Origin of the sequence: Achromobacter aloeverae (genome assembly GCF_004121055.1) — a bacterium.
In the GTDB taxonomy this organism is placed as follows: domain Bacteria; phylum Pseudomonadota; class Gammaproteobacteria; order Burkholderiales; family Burkholderiaceae_B; genus Bordetella_C; species Bordetella_C aloeverae.
Genome location: NZ_PYAL01000005.1, coordinates 105,584 through 123,884, shown reverse-complemented (window position 1 = coordinate 123,884; position 18,301 = coordinate 105,584). Strand labels below are relative to the sequence as shown.

The following is an 18,301-nucleotide window of genomic DNA, read 5'->3' as shown; positions in this document are numbered from 1 at the left end:
TGAGCCCGTGAGATTAGCCCAGATCCGCGGATCTGTCAAAGGGCCCCGCGCTATAAAGGCCAAGGAGCCCTTCTTCCACGCATAGGCGGCCTTGAGCGTGGCTAATTGAACACATGCGAAATCACGGCGGGGGTGCCCGGCTTCACTTCCAGCGTCATCCGATGACTGGGCAGCCCGGTGTTCCTGATCGTCACGGCGTAGGTGCCAGGAGGCAGCCGCAGCTCCTTGAGCGGGGGGCTGACGCCCCGCACCACGCCGTCGATCACGATCTGTCCCCAGGGACGGACGTCGATCCGTACCGGGACGGGGGTCCCCGTGGCCGGCTTGGCTGGCCTGGGCGCGGCGGCTTGTCCCGCAGCGGCCGCGGAAGCCGCGTCGGCCGTCGCGGGGCTGGATCCGCCGCCCAGCGTCACCGTCGATCGATACGGCTGGGGCGCGCCGCCGGCGTCATGGCCTTCGGCCTGCGCCGAAGGCGCACCGGCCCCTGGCGCACTCGATCCGCCCGCCTGCGCCAAGGATGTCGGCTCACCGGCGCCGCCATCGGGCCCGGACTTTTCCGCCGCCGAGGCCGTCCGTTCCCCTGCGCGTTCCGCCATTCGTTCCCCGGTTGCGCCGCTCTCCGTCGGGGCGGCGCCGGCCGGCCGGCCCTGGCTGTCGGCCGCGTCGGTATTCGCCGAGTTCGTGGCCGCCGGCGCCCCGCCACTCGCGGGCATGGCGCTTCCGTCATCGCCGCCGAGCCGACTGGTTGCGCCTTGCCGGCCGTCGCGCTGGGTCAGCGGCACGAAAGACGGCGAGCCGAGAGACGACGACACGGACGACCCACCGCCGGGCGCGGAAAGACGATTGCCGGCCGAGTCCTTGCCGCTGCTCATCCATAGCCAGGTGGGCAAGGCCAGCACGGCCACCAGCAAGGCGAGAAACAGGCCCCAGAATGGCAGGCGCCGGCGGCGGCGCGACAACGTGTCCAGTGGATCTTCCTCGTCGTCGTACTCCTCCTGCACCATCACCACCTCGGGTTCAGCCAGCGCCGGCATGGCAGGCGCCGGTTCCATGCCGCCGAACGAGGCCAGGTAGGCCGGTATCGAATTCGGCCGGCGCGCGGCGGCCATGGCCAGGCCGGCGTCGATCGCAGCAAGGAAAGCCGCGTCGTAGCCTGCCGGCATGCGTTGGGCCAGCGGTACATAGTCGTCGTGATCGCGGCGCGCTTCGGCGTCCGGCGGCGGCGCGCCCGTGATCAGCTGGCAGGCGACCGCGCTCAGGCCGTAGACATCCGTCCAGGGGCCGCGCGGCAATAGCGCGTCGTCGGCATATTGTTCGAACGCGGCATAACCCGACCGGGGTTCCTCGGGCTCCTCGCCCTGCGCCGCCAGGCCGTCCGCGGCGGCCGCCGGCAGCGGCATCAGATGCGCCTTGCCATGCACGTCCAGTCCGATGGTCGCGGGCGTAAGCGCCCCGTGCACGAGTCCCTGTTCGTGCAGCGCCGCCAGGGGCGACTCCAGATCTGCGAGGATGCGGTGGATACGCGATTGAGGCACGCCGCCGGCCGACGTGGCCGCGATGGCGTCCAATGGGCGCAAGCCAAAATTATCCCCGCCCGGCACGGGCGACGTGGCGAAAGCGGCACTAGAAGACATGATGGAAGGAAACTCCGGAGCCAAGTCGCTCATGATAAAGCGCACCGCCGCGACGAGGAAACGGCGCCCCGTCCAAACATGGGAGAAATGGGGGAGATAAAGCCGGGGAAGCCTGTCGGCCTAGGGAAAACGTGGCGCGCCGCCGACAACGCATAAGGATGAGTTCCTTCGGCGCGCCGCGAGGGGACGGAAGCATATATGATCGGCGACACCACGGGCCATCGTGGCATTGCGCGGCCCGCATGCATCTGGAGCACCTCTGTAGGCATCATGAAAACCGTCGCCCGTGTCACTCGTCGTATTTGCGCGATCTCCCTGGTCTCGGCCCTCGCGGCCTGTACGCTGCCGGCCGTTCAGCCGCAAGGCACCCCGCCCACGCAGGCGGCGCTGGACGCGCTGCAACGGGTGCGCGATCAATATCAGGCCGGCCATTACGGTGAAGTGATCCGCGGCGTGGCCACGTCCGCCGACCTGGCCGGCGCGCCCACGGCGATCCAGGTCGAGGCGATAAAGCTGCAGGCGTTCAGTTACTGCGTCAGCAACTACCGCAAGCTTTGCGAGGACAGCTTCCTGCGCATCCTGCAGATCGATCCCTCGTTCGAACTGGCGCCCAATGAGCAGGGCCATCCGCAATGGGGGCCCGTGTTCCGTAGCGCCAAAGCGGCCATGACGCCGGCGCGCTGACGCCTGGACCAGGCGGCCGGCGGCCTTCAGGGGCATGCCGGCCATCCAGGGGACGCCTGTATCCCGGGTGCGACCTTCCGGAAAGGAACTGTCCTGTAGGAATTTTTACCTACCCGATTTCCAATGCCGCCTATCGGGCTGGCCGCCTATGGGCTCACCTATCGGGCTCACCCTCCGGGTGAAAAGGAAATCGCCGTGCTCCAGGACACCAACGCTTCCGGTTTCTCGCGCCTGCCGCTAGCGCCGAACGTGTTTGACGATACGCCTCCGCCACTGCCCTGCCCTTCGGAGAATGGTACGGCGCAGGATGCGGACACCGTGCCTGTCATCGTCACGATGCGCGCCAGGCCAGCGCGCCTTTCCCGGCGGGCCAGCACCAGCTGGTCACCCGCCGGCGCCTCGCCGGCGCGGTCGCGGTCACGGTCACGGTCACGGCCGCCGTCGGATGCGAATCTCGCCACGGTCCAGGTTCGACAAGGCGTCGCGCGGGCGACATTGGGGTCCACCCCGGATGGCGAGGCAGTACTCTTGCCTAGCGTGATCATCGATGGAAAGCCCTACCGGGGATCGCTTGCCGATGCTTGGGACACACCAGTCCATGGGTATTCCCCGATACGCCTGGACGATCCGGTGCCATGGAACGCGGAACTCGGCGCCATCGACGACGACGACGACTACTGGAAACCGCAGTGCGAGTCCAAGTTGGCGCCAGGCGTGCGCGGTGGGTGGGATTTCGCCAAGGCGGCATCCACGTCATCGCGATCCAGCACACGCTTTTCGATCGCGATGGAGGAGATTCTTTCGCGGCGCCCTCGATCGGCGGACGCCGGGGCGCTTTCGCCGACGCCAGAGGCCGGCGCCTCGCCCGCGCATGCCCACGAGCAAGGTGCGCAGAGGCAAGACCCCGGCGTGCAAAGCATCCACAGTGGCGCAGGGAACAGCCACATGCAAATCTTCGTGTTCGGAGGGCTGTCAGGCCCGGACTCCGCGACCGATGGCCGTTCCACCGATGGCCCGTCCACCTTTACGCGCGTCGCATCGCGAGCGTGGCGGCTGCTGGCAAGTACTTCACGCGCGTTGACCGCAATGTGCGAGGAATGGTTGCGGCGTTTGGCGGCGTGGGTCAGCCAGCGACATTGATCACGAACGCCCGTGGCCAGAACAACGCTCCCAAAGGGATAAAAAAAAACCCCATCCAGCGCATAGGCTGCATGGGGTTTTCATGTCCGCCGCCAGCCACCTTGCGGTGGCGGCAGCCGGGGTACGGCTTAGCTGGCGTTGTCCTCGCCGCCGGCTGCCGGGGCTTCCGGCTGCGCGTCGTGCTCGGTCTCCACCGTAACCGGGGCGTCCTCGAACGGGTTGGCCATCTGGCGCGCGGCTTCGCGTTCCGCCGCTTCCAGGGCTTCCTTGTCCTTGCGGGCAAGGTGATAGGCCAGGCCGGTACCCGCCGGGATCAGGCGACCCACGATGACGTTTTCCTTCAGGCCACGCAGATCGTCGCGCTTGCCCATGATGGCCGCTTCGGTCAGCACCCGCGTCGTTTCCTGGAAGGAAGCGGCGGAGATGAACGAATCGGTGGACAGCGACGCCTTCGTGATACCCAGCAAGACGTTGTCGTAGGAAGCGCCACGCTTGCCATCGGCCTCGACGCGGTCGTTCTCGTTCAGCAGTTCCGAACGCTCGACCTGCTCGCCGGTGATGAACTCGGTATCGCCCGCGTCAACGATATTCACACGGCGCAGCATCTGACGAACAATCACTTCGATGTGCTTGTCGTTGATCTTCACGCCCTGCAGACGGTACACGTCCTGGACTTCGTCGACGATATAGGTCGCCAGCTTCTCGATACCCTGCAAACGCAGGATGTCGTGCGGGTCGGCCGGACCGTCGACGATCATTTCGCCCTTGTTCACCACCTGGCCGTCGTGCACCAGCACCTGCTTTTCCTTCGGAATCGGGAACTCGTGGCTGATGCCTTCCAGGTCGGTAATGACCAGACGCTGCTTGCCCTTGGTGTCCTTGCCGAACGAAACCGTGCCGGTGACGTCGGCCAGCATGCCGGCGTCCTTGGGCGAACGGGCTTCGAACAGCTCGGCCACGCGCGGCAGACCGCCGGTAATGTCGCGGGTCTTCTGCGATTCCTGCGGAATACGCGCCAGCACTTCACCCACGGACACCTGCTGCGCGTCGCGCACGGTGATCAGCGCGCCCACCGGGAACGAGATGTTCACCGAGTGATCGGTGCCGGCGATCTTGACCTCTTCGCCGTTCTCGTTGACCAGCTTGATCTGAGGACGCATGACGATCTTGCCGCCGCGCGTCTTCGGCGTGATGACGACCAGGGTCGACAGGCCGGTGACTTCGTCCACCTGCTTGGCGACGGTAACGCCTTCCTCGATGTTCTCGAAGCGCACCTGGCCGGCGTATTCCGACACGATGGGGCGGGTCAGCGGATCCCAGGTCGCCAGGCGGGCGCCAGCCTTGACGGCTTCGCCATCGCCGGCCAGCACGGTCGCGCCGTACGGGATCTTGTGGCGTTCGCGCTCGCGGCCGTTGTCGTCGTGGATGACGATTTCACCGGAACGCGAAATCGCGATGCGCTCGCCCTTGGCGTTGGTCACGTAACGCATGGTGCTGGCGAAGCCCACCGTACCGGTCGACTTCGTCTCCACCGCGCTGGCCAGGGCCGAACGCGACGCCGCGCCACCGATGTGGAACGTACGCATCGTCAGCTGCGTGCCCGGTTCGCCGATGGACTGCGCCGCGATCACACCGACGGCCTCGCCCACGTTGACGATGTAGCCGCGGCCCAGGTCGCGGCCATAGCAGTGCGCGCACAGGCCATGACGCGTTTCGCACGTCAGCGGCGTACGGACCTTGACTTCGTCCACGCCGATGCGGTCGATGGTGTCGACCAGGTCTTCGTCCAGCAAGGTGCCGGCAGCGATCGCCGTTTCCTGCGTGTCCGGATTGACGATGTCGGTCGCGGCAACGCGGCCCAGGATGCGGTCGCGCAGCGGTTCGATGACTTCGCCGCCTTCGACCAGCGCCTTCATCGAGTAACCCTGCGAGGTGCCGCAATCGTTCTCGATGATGACCAGGTCTTGCGTCACGTCGACCAGACGACGGGTCAGGTAACCCGAGTTCGCGGTCTTCAGCGCCGTATCGGCCAGGCCCTTACGCGCACCGTGCGTCGAAATGAAGTACTGAAGCACGTTCAGGCCTTCACGGAAGTTCGCCGTGATGGGCGTCTCGATGATCGAGCCGTCAGGCTTGGCCATCAGGCCGCGCATACCGGCCAGCTGGCGAATCTGGGCCGCGGAACCGCGGGCGCCCGAGTCGGCCATCATGTAGATGGAGTTGAACGATTCCTGGCGCACTTCCTCGCCGTGACGGTTGATCACGGGTTCGGTGGCCAGTTGTTCCATCATCGCCTTGCCGACCTTGTCGCCGGCCTTGCCCCAGATGTCCACCACGTTGTTGTAGCGTTCCTGGGACGTGACCAGACCCGACGAGTACTGCTTGTCGATTTCCTTCACTTCCTTGCTGGCTTCGGCGAGGATGGTTTCCTTGGCCGAAGGAATCAGCATGTCGCCCATGGCGATCGAAATACCACCGCGCGTGGCCAGGCGGAAGCCCGACTGCATCAGCTTGTCGGCGAAGATCACCGTGTCGCGCAGGCCGCAACGGCGGAACGACTGGTTGATCAGGCGCGAGATTTCCTTCTTCTTCAGCGCCTTGTTCAGCACCGTGAAGGGCAGGCCCTTGGGCAGGATCTCGGACAGCAGCGCACGGCCGACCGTGGTTTCATGGCGGCGCAGGACCGGCTGCCATTCGCCTTGCTCGTCGCGTTCGAATTCCTTCAGGCGCACGGTGATGCGCGTCTGCAGTTCGACTTCGCCGTTGTCATAGGCACGCTGCACTTCAGCGACGTCGGTGAAGAAAATGCCTTCGCCCTTGCCGTTGATGCGTTCGCGGGTCGTGTAGTACAGACCCAGCACGATATCCTGCGACGGCACGATCGACGGTTCACCGCTGGCCGGGAACAGCACGTTGTTGGACGCCAGCATCAGGGTGCGGGCTTCCAGCTGCGCTTCCAGCGACAGCGGCACGTGGACGGCCATCTGGTCGCCGTCGAAGTCGGCGTTGAACGCCGCGCAAACCAGCGGGTGCAGCTGGATCGCCTTGCCTTCGATCAGCACGGGCTCGAACGCCTGGATGCCCAGGCGGTGCAGCGTCGGCGCGCGGTTCAGCATGACCGGGTGCTCGCGGATCACCTCTTCGAGGATGTCCCACACCACCGGTTCCTGGCTTTCCACCAGCTTCTTCGCGGCCTTGATGGTCGTGGCCAGGCCCATCATTTCCAGACGATTGAAAATGAAGGGCTTGAACAGTTCCAGCGCCATCAGCTTGGGCAGGCCGCACTGGTGCAGCTTGAGCTGCGGACCCACCACGATGACCGAACGGCCCGAGTAGTCGACGCGCTTGCCCAGCAGGTTCTGACGGAAACGGCCGCTCTTGCCCTTGATCATGTCGGCCAGGGACTTGAGCTGGCGCTTGTTGGCGCCGGTCATGGCCTTGCCGCGGCGACCGTTGTCCAGCAGCGAATCAACGGCTTCCTGCAGCATGCGCTTTTCGTTGCGCAGGATGATTTCCGGCGCCTTCAGTTCCAGCAGGCGCTTCAGGCGGTTATTGCGGTTGATGACGCGGCGGTACAGGTCGTTCAAGTCGGAGGTCGCGAAGCGGCCGCCGTCCAGCGGCACCAGCGGACGCAGGTCCGGCGGCAGCACGGGCAGCACTTCCATGACCATCCACTCGGCCTTGATGCCGGACTTCTGGAAGCCTTCCAGCACCTTCAGGCGCTTGGAGATCTTCTTGATCTTCGCTTCCGAGCTGGTGGCCTTCAGTTCGCCGCGCAGCGTTTCCACTTCGCGGTCGATGTCGATGGTGCGCAGCAGTTCACGCACGGCCTCCGCGCCCATCAGGGCACGGAAGTCGTCGCCGTATTCCTCGGTCTTGGCCAGGAAATCGTCGTCCGACATGATCTGGCCGCGTTTGAGCGGAGTCATGCCGGGTTCGATCACGCACCAGGCTTCGAAGTACAGCACGCGCTCGATGTCGCGCAGCGTCATGTCGAGCACCATGCCCAGGCGCGACGGCAGGCTCTTCAGGAACCAGATGTGCGCGACGGGGCTGGCCAGCTCGATGTGGCCCATGCGCTCGCGGCGCACCTTGGCGACGGTGACTTCCACGCCGCACTTTTCGCAGATCACGCCACGATGCTTCAGGCGCTTGTACTTGCCGCACAAGCACTCGTAGTCCTTGATGGGACCGAAGATCTTCGAGCAGAACAGGCCGTCACGCTCGGGCTTGAACGTGCGGTAGTTGATGGTTTCGGGCTTACGGACTTCGCCGTAGGACCACGAACGGATTTTCTCGGGCGAGGCGATGCCGATCTTGATGGCATCGAACTGCTCGTCTTGCGAGACTTGCTTGAATAGGTCGAGTAGCGCTTTCATTAGTTACGCTCCAAATCCATGTCCAGGGCCAACGAGCGGATTTCCTTGACCAGCACGTTGAACGATTCCGGCATGCCGGCGTCGATGACGTGATCGCCCTTGACAATGTTTTCGTAAACCTTCGTACGACCGGTGATGTCGTCCGACTTGACCGTGAGCATTTCCTGCAGGGTGTAGGAAGCGCCGTAGGCTTCGAGGGCCCACACTTCCATTTCCCCGAAACGCTGGCCACCGAACTGCGCCTTGCCGCCCAGCGGCTGCTGGGTAACGAGCGAGTACGGGCCGGTCGAACGCGCGTGCATCTTGTCGTCGACCAGGTGGTGCAGCTTCAGGTAATGCATGTAGCCCACGGTGACCGGGCGCTCGAATTTCTCGCCGGTGCGGCCGTCGAACAACCAGGCCTGGGTGCGTGTATCGGTCAGCTGCATGCGCTTGGCGACGTCATCCGGGTAGGCCAGTTCCAGCATCTTGGTGATTTCTTCTTCCGTCGCGCCGTCGAACACGGGCGTGGCGAAGGGAACACCATTCTTCAGGTTGTTGGCCATCTCGACGACTTCGTCATCGGTCAGCTCGTCGATGCGCGCACCGGAACCGGTCGTGTTGTAGACCTTTTCCAGGTAGGCGCGCAGCGACTTGGCCTGCGCCGTGCGCTCGTCGCGCAGCAGGTCGGCGATGCGATGGCCCACGCCCTTCGCGGCCCAGCCCAAGTGCACTTCCAGCACCTGGCCGACGTTCATCCGCGACGGCACGCCCAGCGGGTTCAGCACGATGTCGGCGGGCGTACCGTCGGCCATGTGCGGCATGTCTTCCACCGGGGTGATACGCGAGACCACGCCCTTGTTGCCGTGACGGCCGGCCATCTTGTCGCCAGGCTGCAGGCGGCGCTTGACGGCCAGGTAGACCTTGATCATCTTGAGCACGCCCGGGGGCAGCTCGTCGCCTTGCGTCAGCTTCTTGCGCTTTTCCTCGAAGGCCAGGTCGAACTGGTGGCGCTTCTGTTCGAGCGATTCCTTGGCCTGTTCCAGCACGACGGCGTGCTGTTCATCGGCCAGGCGGATGTCGAACCACTGCCAGCGATCCAGGTCGGCCAGATAGGCCTTGGTGATGGTCGCGCCCTTGGCCAGCTTGCGCGGGCCGCCGTTGACGGTCTTGTTCACCAGCATCTTTTCGAGGCGATCGAACTGGTCGTTCTCGACGATGCGCAGCTGGTCGTTCAGGTCCTGGCGATAGCGACGCAGTTCATCGTCGATGATGGACTGGGCGCGCTTGTCGCGCACGATGCCTTCGCGCGTGAAGACCTGGACGTCGATCACCGTGCCGGTCATGCCCGAGGGCACGCGCAGCGACGTGTCCTTCACGTCCGACGCCTTTTCGCCGAAGATCGCGCGCAGCAGCTTCTCTTCCGGCGTCAGCTGGGTCTCGCCCTTCGGCGTGACCTTGCCGACCAGCACGTCGTCGGCGCTGACTTCGGCGCCGATGTACGTGATGCCCGATTCATCCAGGCGGTTCAGCTGGGTTTCGGCCAGGTTGCTGATGTCGCGGGTGATTTCTTCCGGTCCGAGCTTGGTATCGCGCGCGACCACGGTCAGCTCCTCGATGTGGATCGAGGTATAGCGATCGTCGGCCACGACCTTTTCGGAGATCAGGATCGAGTCTTCGAAGTTGTAGCCGTTCCAGGGCATGAACGCGATCAGCATGTTCTGGCCCAGGGCGAGTTCGCCCAGGTCCGTCGACGCGCCGTCGGCCAGCACATCGCCCTTGGCGACCTTGTCGCCGCGGGCGACGATGGGACGCTGGTTGATGTTGGTGTTCTGGTTGGAACGGGTGTACTTGATGAGGTTGTAGATGTCCACGCCCACTTCGCCGGCGACGTTTTCGTCGTCGTTGACGCGGATCACGACACGCTCGGCGTCGACGTGGTCGACCACGCCGCCACGCAGCGCCTGCACGGTGGTGCCGGAGTCGACCGCCACGGTGCGTTCGATGCCGGTGCCGACCACGGGCTTCTCGGGACGCAGGCAGGGCACGGCCTGGCGTTGCATGTTGGCGCCCATCAGCGCGCGGTTCGCGTCATCGTGCTCCAGGAACGGAATCAGCGAGGCCGCGACCGACACGATCTGCGACGGCGCCACGTCCATGTAGTGCACGTTGGCCGGCGAGGTCAACATGGTTTCGCCCGCTTCGCGGCAAGCCACCAGGTCGTCGATGAAACGGCCTTCGCTATCGAGCGCGGCGTTGGCCTGCGCGATCACGTAGTGGCTTTCCTCGATGGCCGACAGATAGTCGATCTGGTCGCTGACGCGGCCGTCGATAATCTTGCGGTACGGGGTTTCCAGGAAGCCGTACTCGTTCAGGCGCGCATACAGCGCCATCGAGTTGATCAGGCCGATGTTCGGGCCTTCCGGCGTTTCGATCGGGCACACCCGGCCGTAGTGCGTGGGATGCACGTCGCGCACTTCGAAGCCGGCGCGTTCGCGGGTCAGACCGCCCGGGCCCAGGGCCGAGACGCGCCGCTTGTGGGTGATTTCCGACAGCGGGTTGGTCTGGTCCATGAACTGGGACAGCTGGCTCGAACCGAAGAACTCCTTGATGGCGGCCGAGATCGGCTTGGAGTTGATCAGGTCATGCGGCATCAGGTTTTCCGTCTCGGCCTGGCCCAGACGTTCCTTGACGGCGCGCTCGACACGCACCAGGCCGGCGCGGAACTGGTTCTCGGCCAGTTCGCCGACGCAGCGCACGCGGCGATTGCCCAGGTGATCGATATCGTCGATCTGGCCACGGCCGTTACGCAGCTCGACCAGGACCTTGATCGTTTCGAGGATGTCCTCGTTCGTCAGGGTCATGGGACCGGTGATGTCTTCGCCGCGACCGAGGCGGCTGTTGACCTTCATGCGGCCGACGCGCGACAGGTCGTACGTCTCCTCGCTGTAGAAGAGACGTTGGAACAGGGCCTCGACGGCTTCCTCGGTAGGCGGCTCGCCAGGGCGCATCATGCGGTAGATGGCGACGCGGGCGGCCATCTGGTCGGCCGTTTCGTCGGTGCGCAGGGTCTGCGAGATGTAGGGGCCGCGATCCAGGTCGTTGGTGTACAGGGTCTGGAACTCGAGCACGTTGGCGGCGCGCAGGGCGCTCAGCACGCTTTCCGTGATCTCGTCGTTGGCGCGGGCCACGACTTCGCCGGTGTCGGCGTCGACGATGTTCTTCGCCAGCACGCGGCCATAGAGGAATTCCTCGGGCACGGAGATGCGCTGGATGCCGCCGGCAGCCAGGTCGCGCAAGTGCTTGGCGTTGATGCGCTTGTCTTTTTCGACGATGACCTTGCCGCTGCGATCGGAGATGTCGAAGCGGGCCATTTCGCCCTTCCAGCGCTCGGGCACGAATTCCATCATGCCGCCTTCGCTCTTCAACTCGAAGTTATCGAAGTCGAAGAAGTGGGCCAGGATGGATTCCGGCGTCATGCCGATGGCCTTCAGCAGGATGGTGACGGGCATCTTGCGGCGACGGTCGACACGGAAGAACAGGACGTCCTTGGGGTCGAACTCGAAGTCCAGCCAGGAACCGCGGTAGGGAATCACGCGGGCCGAGAACAGCAGCTTGCCCGAGCTGTGCGTCTTGCCGCGGTCGTGCTCGAAGAACACGCCGGGGGAACGGTGCAGCTGCGAAACGATGACACGCTCGGTGCCGTTGATGACGAAGGAACCGGTGCCGGTCATGAGCGGAATCTCGCCCATGTAGACTTCCTGTTCCTTCACTTCCTTGACCGTGGGCTTGCTGACTTCGCGGTCGAGCAGCACCAGGCGCACCTTGGCGCGCAGCGGCGAAGCATAGGTCAGGCCACGTTGTTGACATTCCTTGACATCGAACACCGGCTCGCCGAGCACGTAGCTGACGAACTCAAGACGCGCCATTCCGTTGTGGCTGACGATGGGGAATATCGACGAGAACGCCGCCTGTAGCCCATCGTTGGCTCGCTGCGACGGGGCGGTTTCCGCCTGCAGAAAAGTTAGGTAGGATTGCAGCTGCGTTGCAAGCAGGAAAGGTACGTTCTGGACGTCTTCACGCTTGGCGAAGCTTTTGCGGATGCGCTTTTTTTCGGTGTACGAGTAAGGCATGAGCACTCCGACTCGAGGTTGCATGGGCCGTCAAACCACGGCCCGGGGTGATACCACTGATATACGACTCCAGAAAACCCTTCTGACCCTGCGGAAAAAGGGTTTTCTGGAAACGCAAAAGCCCGGGGACGGCAAACTGCACTGTCCCCGGGCAAGTCAACGCAGGTCTTACTTGACTTCGACCTTGGCGCCGGCTTCTTCCAGCTTCTTCTTGGCGGCTTCGGCGTCAGCCTTGGCGATGCCTTCCTTGACGGGCTTCGGAGCGCCGTCAACCAGGTCCTTCGCTTCCTTCAGACCGAGACCGGTCAGTTCGCGAACGGCCTTGATGACGCTGACCTTGTTCGCGCCGGCTTCAGCCAGGACGACGGTGAACTCGGTCTGCTCTTCAGCGGCAGCGGCGGCGCCACCAGCAGCGGGGGCGGCAACGGCAACAGCGGCGGCAGCAGCCGACACGCCGAACTTCTCTTCCAGATCCTTGATCAGTTCCGACAGTTCGAGAACGGTCAGGCCAGCGATGGCGTCAAGGATTTCAGCTTTGTTAAGGGCCATTTTTAAGAACTCCAGATTTTGGTAATGCCAGGGTTTGGTTGTCGCTCGGTCGTACAGCGAAGTCCAGGGCAGCAGCGATTACGCCGCGGCCTTTTCCTTTTGATCGCGCACGGCAGCGAGGCCGCGGGCGAACTTGGTCGGAACTTCGTTGAGCGTACGTGCGAATTGCGCGATCGGGGCTTGCATGGTGCCCAGCAGCTTGGCCAACAACTCTTCGCGGGACGGCAGCGAGGCCAGGGCCTCTACACCGTTTTTGCTCAAGAGGCTGCCCGGCAGGGAGCCGCCCTTGATAACCAGCTTGTCGTTGGTTTTGGCGAAAGTAGCGAGGACCTTGGCCGGCGCTACCGGATCGACGCTGATACCATAGATCAGCGGACCGGTCAGTTGCTCGGCGATCGGCTCGAAGGCCGTGCCAGCAACAGCGCGACGAGCCAGCGAGTTCTTCAGAACACGCAGGTACACGCCCGATTCACGCGCAGTCTTGCGCAGTACGGTGACAGAGGCGACGTCCAGACCACGGTACTCGGCGATGACAATCGATTGAGCCTTGGCGACCTGCGCCGAGACTTCCTCGATCACCACTGCTTTCTCTTGGCGATTGAGACTCACGGTTTGAACACTCCATCAAAAGACGCTTCGGGGATAATCCCTGGGCGTCAACCGAATGCGGCGACCTGGTCGAGTTCTTCAGGTAAAGAATTCTTCCATGGGACGCCGTCTACGCTGGATCCGAACCAGACGGGCTTCGGGATTAAGCAGAGGCCGGGCCTTCCCTTCCCGTTGCCGGGAAACGAGGACCGCCGGCATCCGCTCCAGCGGTCTTTGACAGCAACGTCCGGCCGGTTGACCGGACGCAGCCCAAAGTTCGTTTGCTGAACAGCGACCGCTTAGGCGGCGGTGGCGGACAGCGAGGCGATTTCGACGCGAGCACCGCCGCCCATCGTGGACGAGACGGCCAGCTTGCGCAGATACACGCCCTTGGCAGCAGCCGGACGCGCCTTTTGCAGGGCGTCGACCAGGGCAGCCAGGTTGCTTTGCAGTTGTTCCACGCCAAAGGAGGCGCGGCCAATGGTGGCGTGAATGATGCCGGCCTTGTCGGTGCGGTACTGCACCTGACCTGCCTTGGCGTTCTTCACGGCGGTGGCGACGTCGGGCGTCACGGTGCCGACCTTGGGGTTCGGCATCAGGCCACGCGGGCCCAGGATCTGACCCAGGGCGCCGACGACACGCATGGTGTCGGGCGAGGCGATGACCACGTCGAAGTCCATTTGGCCAGCCTTGATCTGGTCAGCCAGGTCTTCCAGACCGACGATGTCGGCGCCGGCGGCCTTGGCGGCTTCAGCCTTGTCGCCCTGGGCGAACACGGCGACGCGCACGGACTTGCCGGTACCGGCCGGCAGCACCACGGAACCACGGACCAGTTGGTCCGACTTCTTGGGGTCGATACCCAGCTGCACGGCGACGTCGATGGACTCATCGAACTTGGCCGTGGCGGTTTCCTTGACCAGGTTCAGGGCATCGGCAACCGGATACAGCTTGGTGCGATCGATCTTTTCACGCAGAGCGGCGGTACGCTTGGACAGTTTTGCCATGATCAGATGCCCTCCACGGTGATGCCCATGCTGCGGGCGCTGCCCGCGATCGTGCGAACGGCGGCTTCCAGGTCGCCGGCCGTCAGGTCGGGTTCCTTGGTCTTGGCGATTTCTTCAGCCTGGGCGCGCGTCAGCTTGCCGACCTTGTCGGTATGGGGCTTGGGCGAACCCTTTTGCACACCGGCGGCCTTCTTGATCAGAATGGTCGCGGGCGGCGTCTTCATCACGAAGGTGAAGCTCTTGTCCGCGAAAGCGGTGATCACCACCGGAATCGGCAGACCGGGCTCCATGCCCTGCGTCTTGGCGTTGAACGCCTTGCAGAATTCCATGATGTTCAGGCCGCGCTGACCCAGCGCCGGACCGATCGGGGGAGAGGGGTTAGCCTTACCAGCCGGCACTTGCAGCTTGATAAAGCCGACGATCTTCTTCGCCATGCTTTGCTCCTTGCGGGTTCAAACGCCGTTACCGCGCAAGCGGACGGCTCCCCGGGGTTGAAAAATCAGGTCTTTTCGACCTGACTGAAATCCAGTTCGACGGGCGTGGCGCGACCAAAAATGGTGACGGACACACGCACCTTGCTCTTCTCGTAGTTGACTTCTTCGACGTTGCCGTTGAAGTCAGCAAACGGACCTTCCTTGACGCGTACCATTTCACCCACTTCGAAGAGGATCTTGGGACGCGGTTTTTCCACACCCTCTTCCATCTGGGAGAGGATCTTTTCGACTTCCTTCTCGGAAATCGGCGACGGACGGTTGCCCGAGCCACCCAGGAAGCCGGTGACGCGGTTGGTGTTCTTCACCAGGTGCCAGGTCTCGTCGGTCAGATCCATCTCAACCAGCACATAGCCGGGAAAGATCCGCCGTTCGGAGATCGACTTTTGTCCGCCGCGCATTTCGACCACTTCTTCGGACGGCACGAGAATACGGCCGAAAGAGGTTTGCAGAGCCGCACGGTCGATGCGCTCGATCAGCGCCTTCTGGACGCTCTTTTCCATGCCGGAATACACATGGACGACATACCAACGCTTGCTCATTTGCCGTCCCTTATTTCCAGCCCAACAACAGGCCGTAAATGATCCATTCGATGCCCTTGTCGAGCACCCACATGAAGATACCCATTGCGGCCACGAACGCGAAGACGATACCCGTCATCTGCGTCGTTTCCTTGCGCGTGGGCCAGGACACCCGCTTGACTTCGTTATAGGACTCGCTGGCGAAGCTCAACGTGCGGCGGCCAGGTTCGCTGAACCAGGCAATGAGGGCGGCCAGAAGCAGGCCACCGACGAAAACGCCGATGCGAGCCGGCATGGGCTGCTCGCTGAGCACCGAAAACCCGACGATTCCAGCAATGATGACGAGCACCGCCAGAGCCAGCTTGAGGCGATCCGTGGTACTAGTTACAGTTTCTACGCTGGTATTGGACATTTTGCTAGTCAAGTCCGCCGTAAGCGCGCGACTTGCGATATTTTCCGGAAGTCCACGGGGACGAAGGCGGGACGGCGGAAGCCGGGCTCATGGTCGGAAAACATAACCACTGGCCAGCGCTGTGGTGGCAGGGGCAGTAGGAATCGAACCTACAACCTTCGGTTTTGGAGACCGACGCTCTGCCAATTGAGCTATACCCCTACAGCTGGGCTTTTTCCACTGTGCCCGCACAGCTTTCCGAGCGTGTTTCCACAGGCCTCACCACATGAATGCACCACTTGTATGTGATGCACTTATGACGTGAATTACCCTGCTTGGACACCCGACCTTCAAAAACGAAGGATGGAACCTCGCGGAACCATCCATAGTACTACCTTTTCTATTCCCGTGTAAAGGGAATATTGCGGACAAAAGCAAAGGGGGCATTTCGCCCCCTCGCTTTTGTCGCTTTTATGCTTACTTGATGATGGAAGCGACGACGCCGGCGCCGACGGTACGGCCGCCTTCGCGGATGGCGAAGCGCAGGCCTTCTTCCATGGCGATCGGGGCCAGCAGGCGCACGGTCATCGACACGTTGTCACCCGGCAGGACCATTTCCTTGTCCTTGGGCAGGTCGATCGTGCCCGTCACGTCCGTCGTACGGAAGTAGAACTGGGGACGATAGCCGTTGAAGAACGGGGTGTGACGGCCGCCTTCTTCCTTGGACAGGATGTACACCTCGGCGGTGAAGTCCGTGTGCGGGTTGATCGAACCCGGCTTGGCCAGAACCTGGCCGCGCTCGACGTCTTCGCGCTTGGTGCCGCGCAGCAGGATACCCACGTTGTCGCCCGCTTGACCTTGGTCCAGCAGCTTGCGGAACATTTCCACGCCCGTGCAGGTCGTCTTCACCGTCGGCTTGATGCCCACGATTTCGATTTCCTCGCCGACCTTCACCACACCGCGCTCGATACGGCCGGTCACCACCGTGCCGCGACCCGAGATCGAGAACACGTCTTCCACCGGCATCAGGAACGTGCCGTCGATGGCGCGCTCAGGCGTCGGGATGTACGAGTCCAGCGCATCGGCCAGCGCCAGGATGGCCTGCTCGCCCAGTTCGCCCTTGTCGCCTTCCAGCGCCAGCTTGGCCGAACCCTTCACGATCGGCGTGTCGTCGCCCGGGAAGTCGTACTTGCTCAGCAGTTCGCGAACTTCCATTTCCACCAGCTCCAGCAGCTCGGCGTCGTCCACCATGTCCGCCTTGTTCAGGAAGACGATGATGTACGGCACGCCAACCTGGCGGCTCAGCAGGATGTGTTCACGCGTTTGCGGCATCGGGCCGTCGGCGGCCGACACCACCAGGATCGCGCCGTCCATCTGCGCCGCGCCCGTGATCATGTTCTTCACATAGTCAGCGTGGCCCGGGCAGTCAACGTGCGCGTAGTGACGCGTCGCCGTTTCGTATTCCACGTGCGCCGTGTTGATCGTGATGCCGCGCGCCTTCTCTTCCGGCGCCGCGTCGATCTGGTCGTAGCCCTTGGCTTCGCCGCCAAACTTCGTCGACAGCACCGTCGTGATCGCTGCCGTCAGCGTCGTCTTGCCGTGGTCAACGTGACCGATCGTGCCCACGTTCACGTGCGGCTTGGTACGTTCAAACTTGCCTTTTGCCATGGCTGACTCCTGACCTGGATGTGCGAACTAAGAGAAGACACAAAAATTGGTGCCCATGACGCGGATCGAACGCGTGACCTCTCCCTTACCAAGGGAGTGCTCTACCACTGAGCCACATGGGCGAAAATCTTGTACGTTTAACTGCCGTACGGTACTGCCGATTTCTTGACAACTACTGCACAACAACTACTGCGTGCCAGCGTGCATGGAGCGGGTGAAGGGAATCGAACCCTCGTCGTAAGCTTGGAAGGCTTCTGCTCTACCATTGAGCTACACCCGCGTTACCCTCAGCCCGCACTGCGACGACTGGTACTACTTACTACTACTTGCCTACTGCCTGTACAACCACTGCCAAACAACTCACCGTCACACGACGGCGCGGCTTCCTGCCACAACAAAGCCGATACCGACCACGATACCTGCCACTACGCTCTCCGCCCCAACATTCCGCAGGTTGCTGCAGGAACCGCCGCCAGGAATCATCCCGACCGCCGCACCCGGCAAAGGCGCAAAGCATACGCCAGACATTGCAAATCCAGGCAAACCGCGCCTGGATTCGGTCATCCACTTCGGTCTGGGAGCAAGCATCGCTGAAACAACACCGCGCTCGCTCACCACCGCTACTGCTTTGCTACCGTCCCTGCTACGACACGCTTTCACATGCCGCTGAAGAATTCTGGTGGAGGGGATTGGATTCGAACCAATGTAGGCGCAAGGCCAACAGATTTACAGTCTGCCCCCTTTAACCACTCGGGCACCCCTCCAGCGGAGAATTCGAGATTATGGAGATGTTTGTTTTGCTTGTCAAACGATGTGGGGGATTTTCGTCGTCGTCGGCAGCACGCACTGCAAGCTGGCGTCGCCGACCATGCAGACGATCTCGGCCGTTGCCACGACGCAGCGCCGTGGCAACGGCCGCGGGCACGCCGTAGCCCATGGCGCCGTCGATGGGCGCCATCAGCCGCTGCGGATAAACAAAGGGGAAGTGCAGGTAGACCGGCGCGGCGAATGTGCCGGCGTCCACGCAGATCGCGACGTCGGCCGGTGCATGGCGCGCCACGCTGTGCACGACCTCGGCGAAGTCCACGCCATCGGCGGGCGCGCGCCGGGTTCGCCAGCCCCAGTTCTCCCACGTACAGC

At 63.3% G+C, this 18,301-nt stretch carries 13 protein-coding genes and 4 tRNA genes; 2 read left to right on the top strand and 15 right to left on the bottom strand.

The annotated features are described in order from the left end of the window. Window positions 1–101 precede the first annotated feature (101 nt). On the bottom strand, window positions 102–1,634 hold the full coding sequence (locus C7R54_RS17270) for a serine/threonine-protein kinase (protein ID WP_129151686.1): 1,533 nt from the start codon (window positions 1,632–1,634) through the stop codon (window positions 102–104). Between the two features lie 270 nt (window positions 1,635–1,904). Here C7R54_RS17270 and C7R54_RS17265 point away from each other — a divergent pair, with 270 nt between their 5' ends. Continuing rightward, complete coding sequence (locus tag C7R54_RS17265) at window positions 1,905–2,318, top strand: TssQ family T6SS-associated lipoprotein (protein WP_129151685.1); 414 nt, start codon at window positions 1,905–1,907, stop codon at window positions 2,316–2,318. A 195-nt stretch (window positions 2,319–2,513) separates the two neighbouring features. After that, entirely contained in the window at window positions 2,514–3,458 is a 945-nt protein-coding gene (locus tag C7R54_RS17260) for a hypothetical protein (RefSeq protein ID WP_129151684.1), read from the top strand. 128 nt (window positions 3,459–3,586) lie between these two features. Here the strand turns inward: C7R54_RS17260 and rpoC are convergent, their stop codons facing one another. The 14 genes from rpoC to C7R54_RS29265 all read right to left on the bottom strand — a co-directional run bounded on the left by rpoC (window position 3,587) and on the right by C7R54_RS29265 (window position 18,248). Next, a complete protein-coding gene (gene rpoC / locus C7R54_RS17255; RefSeq protein ID WP_129151683.1) occupies window positions 3,587–7,837 on the bottom strand; it encodes a DNA-directed RNA polymerase subunit beta' in 4,251 nt (1,416 codons plus the stop codon). Beyond that, window positions 7,837–11,949 carry a DNA-directed RNA polymerase subunit beta gene (gene rpoB / locus C7R54_RS17250; RefSeq protein WP_129151682.1) on the bottom strand — a complete coding sequence of 1,371 codons (4,113 nt, stop codon included), beginning with the start codon at window positions 11,947–11,949 and terminating at the stop codon, window positions 7,837–7,839. Before rpoB ends, rpoC begins: the two co-directional genes overlap by 1 nt. A 168-nt stretch (window positions 11,950–12,117) precedes the next feature. After that, window positions 12,118–12,498, bottom strand: coding sequence for a 50S ribosomal protein L7/L12 (gene rplL / locus C7R54_RS17245; RefSeq protein WP_129151681.1), 381 nt, complete (start codon window positions 12,496–12,498; stop codon window positions 12,118–12,120). Between the two features lie 78 nt (window positions 12,499–12,576). Continuing rightward, the gene (rplJ, locus tag C7R54_RS17240; protein WP_129151680.1) at window positions 12,577–13,107 is read right to left on the bottom strand and encodes a 50S ribosomal protein L10; all 531 of its coding nucleotides are present in this window, start codon (window positions 13,105–13,107) and stop codon (window positions 12,577–12,579) included. Between the two features lie 278 nt (window positions 13,108–13,385). Next, the gene (rplA, locus tag C7R54_RS17235; protein WP_129151679.1) at window positions 13,386–14,090 is read right to left on the bottom strand and encodes a 50S ribosomal protein L1; all 705 of its coding nucleotides are present in this window, start codon (window positions 14,088–14,090) and stop codon (window positions 13,386–13,388) included. A 2-nt stretch (window positions 14,091–14,092) separates the two neighbouring features. After that, window positions 14,093–14,524: a 50S ribosomal protein L11 gene (gene rplK, locus C7R54_RS17230; protein ID WP_129151678.1), complete on the bottom strand. Its 432-nt coding sequence runs from the start codon at window positions 14,522–14,524 to the stop codon at window positions 14,093–14,095. A gap of 65 nt (window positions 14,525–14,589) precedes the next feature. After that, the gene (gene nusG, locus C7R54_RS17225; protein WP_129151677.1) at window positions 14,590–15,123 is read right to left on the bottom strand and encodes a transcription termination/antitermination protein NusG; all 534 of its coding nucleotides are present in this window, start codon (window positions 15,121–15,123) and stop codon (window positions 14,590–14,592) included. 10 nt (window positions 15,124–15,133) lie between these two features. Beyond that, on the bottom strand, window positions 15,134–15,514 hold the full coding sequence (gene secE, locus C7R54_RS17220) for a preprotein translocase subunit SecE (RefSeq protein ID WP_129151676.1): 381 nt from the start codon (window positions 15,512–15,514) through the stop codon (window positions 15,134–15,136). A gap of 125 nt (window positions 15,515–15,639) precedes the next feature. Further along, window positions 15,640–15,715, bottom strand: a tRNA-Trp gene (locus C7R54_RS17215). Between the two features lie 255 nt (window positions 15,716–15,970). After that, complete coding sequence (gene tuf, locus C7R54_RS17210; RefSeq protein ID WP_129151675.1) at window positions 15,971–17,161, bottom strand: elongation factor Tu; 1,191 nt, start codon at window positions 17,159–17,161, stop codon at window positions 15,971–15,973. A 47-nt stretch (window positions 17,162–17,208) separates the two neighbouring features. After that, a tRNA-Thr gene (locus C7R54_RS17205) sits at window positions 17,209–17,283 on the bottom strand. 84 nt (window positions 17,284–17,367) lie between these two features. After that, window positions 17,368–17,441: transfer RNA gene (locus C7R54_RS17200), tRNA-Gly, on the bottom strand. A 397-nt stretch (window positions 17,442–17,838) separates the two neighbouring features. Next, window positions 17,839–17,925 (bottom strand) — tRNA-Tyr (locus tag C7R54_RS17195). Then, window positions 17,904–18,248 carry a hypothetical protein gene (locus tag C7R54_RS29265; protein WP_240039578.1) on the bottom strand — a complete coding sequence of 115 codons (345 nt, stop codon included), beginning with the start codon at window positions 18,246–18,248 and terminating at the stop codon, window positions 17,904–17,906. The genes C7R54_RS17195 and C7R54_RS29265 overlap by 22 nt, the downstream gene beginning before the upstream one ends. Window positions 18,249–18,301 lie beyond the last annotated feature (53 nt).